Source organism: Arsukibacterium perlucidum DSM 18276 (assembly GCF_000382165.1).
GTDB lineage: Bacteria > Pseudomonadota > Gammaproteobacteria > Enterobacterales > Alteromonadaceae > Alishewanella > Alishewanella perlucidum.
Genome location: NZ_KB907756.1, coordinates 1 through 4593 on the forward strand (window position 1 = coordinate 1; position 4593 = coordinate 4593).

General features: G+C 39.6%; 5 protein-coding genes. 2 read left to right on the top strand and 3 right to left on the bottom strand.

Annotated features, from left to right (window positions below; genetic code table 11):
* The 3 genes from H141_RS0119290 to H141_RS0119300 form a co-directional block, all read right to left on the bottom strand.
* Positions 1-232, bottom strand: a 232-nt coding sequence (locus tag H141_RS0119290) for a transposase (protein WP_019677911.1), incomplete at its 3' end; no start/stop codon positions are given.
* Between the two features lie 36 nt (positions 233-268).
* Positions 269-928, bottom strand: a complete 660-nt coding sequence (locus H141_RS0119295; protein ID WP_019677912.1) for a hypothetical protein — start codon at positions 926-928, stop codon at positions 269-271.
* A 2-nt stretch (positions 929-930) separates the two neighbouring features.
* A complete protein-coding gene (locus H141_RS0119300; RefSeq protein ID WP_019677913.1) occupies positions 931-2667 on the bottom strand; it encodes a DUF3987 domain-containing protein in 1737 nt (578 codons plus the stop codon).
* Between the two features lie 430 nt (positions 2668-3097).
* Here H141_RS0119300 and H141_RS0119305 point away from each other — a divergent pair, with 430 nt between their 5' ends.
* Together H141_RS0119305 and H141_RS0119315 are read left to right on the top strand one after the other, a co-directional pair.
* Positions 3098-3934, top strand: a complete 837-nt coding sequence (locus tag H141_RS0119305; protein WP_019677914.1) for a hypothetical protein — start codon at positions 3098-3100, stop codon at positions 3932-3934.
* Positions 3935-4385: 451 nt separating this feature from the next.
* Positions 4386-4593: transposase (locus H141_RS0119315; protein ID WP_019677816.1), on the top strand; the 208-nt coding region annotated here is incomplete at its 3' end.

The window sequence follows — 4593 nt, forward strand, 5'->3', positions numbered from 1 at the left end:
CGCCATGAATACTGCGTACAGATTTACGACTTTTACCATTGCGAGAGTTACCGGTATTTTTACCGATAGCATCATGTTTGGCATAACCAAGATGTTGCTCCATCTCAGCTTCAAGGGCACGCTCAGCAAGCTTTTTAGTTAACTGCTTAAGGATACCTTGCTCACCAAGCAGGTCTTCAGGGGATCTGTAATCAGCTAATAACTGATCGATAAGCTGGTCTGATACTGGCATTCTTTATTCCTTTCAAATACATGGGTAGAATGCCACTTACACAGATTTTTTTATACTCTCGCAATCGAATAGTTTTAAATCGCTTAACGCTTCAAATATCTTTTCTAAGGTTTCTGGTTCAAACCTTGCTGGGTTGTACGAAAAGCGTAATGGCTTAAGCGATAAGTCATTATCCTTAGTTTTTAGGCCGAAGGAAAAGTAGATTGGCTCCGAGAGTCCGCGATCAGTTCGATAGCGGATCCCTACCGTTTTTTTGTAGTAGTTCCTTATCTTCTTCTCTTCAGCATACTCCTTACTACACTTTCTCCGAGGCCGAATATTTAAACGGTCTGTGATGAGCTTGGTTTCAAGGGTCTTAGTTAACCTTTTTAACTCCGCCTTTGAAGAACGTGCTGTGAAACTTAAGGAATCAACGATTGGAATATGTAGCCACTGTGCCGGATTAGCGAGTTGGCTAGCGACCAAGTTATGATAGTGAAACAGTGATTTATTCGTCGCGCTCACTGTAAAAGGCTTTTCCTTACATACACTGGCTAGCGACTTAAGATCTGACGGTAACATCGGATTGCCTATTGACTGTTGTGCCAGAAACTCTTTAGGTACACGGCGGTCCATTAAGCGCCGGAAGGCGCTTAATTCAGTAATAAATCCACTGTAGTCGTTAACGGCGATGAAACGTGGTTGAAATGTTCCCATGATTAAACCTCCACTAACTCGCTTACGACTGCCCATTTCCGAGTAGGGCGGCCACCTTTGCTCCCAGATAACGAGTTGCTTACGATACGAACTAACTCATATTCGCGAAGGACAAGAAGTAATGTCTCAACAACCTTTGGATCTTTGAAGCCTGACCATTCGTTCTTAGCAATTTGACTGGCCGTAAACACTGCTGTGGCAAACTTAGAATCGAGAAGGCGATTAAGTAACTCCAATGCCTGTTGCTCTTCCAAGTTATCATGCACACCAAATGCGACCGTAAAGTGTGATTCAATAACGTCGGCATATTTTGACGCTAGTTCAAGATCCTTAAGCATTACACGGCTTTTACTTAGTTTTTTAAGGTCAAAGCCGCAACGGGCGAACGCATTCACCAGCGCAATGGATGCAACAAAGGTGGGACGCTTACCTAATACACTTTTAACTTTTTGAGGGGTGCTTTCGCATTCGATGCGTTGTTCATACACATTGCCAATTACGTCAAATTTTTGTTCAGATTTATCCGAGAACTTAATGTTAACTAACTCATTTGGAACTTGACTGACCAAATCGCCAATCAGCTGGTTCCAAGCCGAAAGCCCAAGATTTTTCGCTTTGCTCGGAATTTGCTTAGCTTTAATTGCTTTTGAATCAGGTAATGCAATCAACGTGAAACGTATTAAGAAACCATCATTAATCTCTTTTTTTAACGCGTTAAAAGTATCGGTAGGTGTTGCACCGATAATCGAAACCTTTTTGTTACGTGTCTCATATACGCGGTTTGCCTTTATGTAATTCTCAGGCGATGTACCGTCCATCAAGCCAATCATTGCCTCTTTGGTTTTGTTACCCGCTGTAAGTGTTTCCTTTATTACACCACCTAGTTCATCTTGAACTACTATTAGCGGAATTGTTGACTCATGAACCACACTAACAAGGCCCATGGCAGTGCAATTGCTTACAATAAAATGCTTATGAATGTCATATTCCGTGGTGGGGTTAGCCAGGCGTAATAGCTCTAAAGCTTCATTTTCCAACTTCTCTGCTGCTAATGGGTTGTCATCACTTATATCCAATGCTTCTGCGATTTTCTTATTAGCTTTGTCAGTTAAAAGCTTCCTTTTACGATTAATAACCATTAGTTCTTCAGCACTTGGTTTCAAATCGGTGGCTAGCCGTTCCAGAAACTCATAAACAGGCTTCAAAATACTTTCTATCACCGGCGACTTCTTAATACTAGGTGGGCCAACTAGCACGCCAGATTGGTTAGGTACGATAATGTAATTGGGATTGTCCGAGTCAGGTTGAATCGTAAAGAAACGAGATAGCAAGTTACTAAGCAGCATGTAGACGCATGCCGCAGAATAGCTAATATACGAATTTGAGAGTGCAGCAAGCACTTGGATAAACTTAAATATCTCTGCCGGAAAGCAATCTTGAGTAACCGGCATGGGGCGTGGGTTCGCTGTGTTCTCAAGTTGCTTCTTGCGATTTTTTGCTTCCGCAGATTCATTAACCTCGCTCACTAAGGGTTTTTGTAGCTTAAATTTAGAAATGCTCTTCTCAAGGTTCTTGGCTTGTTTATCAGCTGACCCTTTAGAGCAATTCTCGCGATTGGCAGGTTTGTCTTTTAACTGCTGCTTCACCTTCTTTTTGGGCAGTGGTAAGAGCTTGTTAACTGCCTTCGCCTTGCGGTTTGTATTGCTTGATGGTTTTTGATTGCGTTTACGGTTTGCCATGTCGGTCTCCTATATATTGTCGACATGGGAATTATGCACTGAAAAATTTGATAAACATGGACACTAAAATTCAGGATAAAATTGTTTTAAGTCTATGTTTTAAAATGAAAATAATTGCCTGGATGCATGTCTGATTTCCCTACAGCACGTACCTTATGTGGGTAATTGTCTGTAGGTAACGTATCTATTGGGTTTACATAGAGTTCGGTTCTTTCTTGCGGCACACTTAGTTTACCTTAGTAATTACTAACTGTGTTTATTGATATTTAAATGTGATTTTATGTATATAAAACAATTGTTTGTGATATTGTAATTAATTACATAGACACGAGATGTTTTTCATTGACGTTGTTTTAGTGTTCAGTTACCAATTTAAATGTGTTTATATCCTAAAGATTGATAGACGGCATAAGCACAGAGGAATCTATAGATGGGCAAATCAAGCAGCAAAATTGCAGATATCGCGAATGAACCATCAAAACCTTCTGAACTCAGTTCAAATATTGTCTGCGAAGATGATATTGAAGTTGAAGTTGAAGTTGAAGTTGAAGCTGAAGCTGAAACTGCAAAAAGGGTGGTGAAGAGGAAATACACCAAGATAGGAACATTTGATGATCCAATCATTACTGTTTGGGATAGCGTGGAAAGAACGGAGCTAATTAAAATACTGAGCGGCCACTATTACAAGGGCAAGAGTATCGAGTTAAAGAAAACAGAAATAAATTACAATAAGTGGGGTAGTGACGAAAGGGATTGGTACATTTTAAATGTTATTTATAACAAGTTGCTAACTCCAGTAGATGTCAAATTAGCACTGTTTTTTTATAACAAAATAAAACTAAATGGTAAATTTTATGCGGGGTTGCTTTGTGGAGTTCGCGATTCAAGAGAGCTTATTGATTTAGATAGACATTATGGTGATGGCACCGGTATCTATATATTGGACGACTATCATTATGACGAACCACGGCTATATTCTTATCAAGATGCTGAAGATCTTGTTGCTCAATTTAACGAAATGCACGATCACGAGATCCCAAGCAGATATTTGATGAAGTCTTTGAGACGATTACACGACTTTGGATACATAACTCTTACTAATATTTCTAGGGAAAACCAGAAATCATTTAAGGGTGCCAATGGTTTTAATACAGAAAAGGCTAGGCCTAGGCTGGTTCATGTAAGACTTTTAAGGTGGATGATCCACAATAAAGTTTACGATAAGTTTAAATGGGATAAAATTGATAAGAAAATCAGTAACACTTGAAGTTATTAATAGTTATTTTTATTACCATTGGGCTTCTTACTGTATGTTTTGCGTGAGTTTTAAACTCTTATTTCAGAATATTATAGAACTTGTGATTGTTTTGCTTTGGCTTTAAGAAAGGTATGGCTTCGCCATACATGCTGCACTTCGTGCAGGTATCTCTTGGATCTAATAGTGATGGTGTATTACTGATATTTCACTGCTATTACCTACATAACTACTATTTATATACAACGATATAAGAAAGCATTGTATTATTACATCTGGTTATATATCTAATTATGACACTGTTTGAGACGGTTATTTCAGTTTTGACAGTGATTATTAATAAAACTGCTCAAATGTATACTTTTGCAGGATAGGTTTTGGTAAGCGTCCGGCCATCACATCTTTTATTTGCTGACTGATCACGCATCATAGCTGTCACTGTTATTAACCGTGAGAGTTATGAATGCCCGTATTAAAACAATCCGATGCGCGCCGGGCCTTTTCGGCCGAGTTTAAATGGCAGCTCGTTCAGGAATCGAAAGAACGTACGCTGTCGGTCTCTGAGTTAGCGCGCAAATACGATGTGAATACCAACCAGGTGTTTCGCTGGGTGCGAGAAGTTAACGTCGGTAAGGCTTTGTGGGTCAGGCGTGCTAAAGGTGAAGTGGATA

Coding starts and splice junctions, on each gene's coding strand:
- H141_RS0119300 (WP_019677913.1), bottom strand. CDS start 2,667: ATGGCAAACCGTAAACGCAATCAAAAACCATCAAGCAATACAAACCGC.
- H141_RS0119305 (WP_019677914.1), top strand. CDS start 3,098: ATGGGCAAATCAAGCAGCAAAATTGCAGATATCGCGAATGAACCATCA.
- H141_RS0119295 (WP_019677912.1), bottom strand. CDS start 928: ATGGGAACATTTCAACCACGTTTCATCGCCGTTAACGACTACAGTGGA.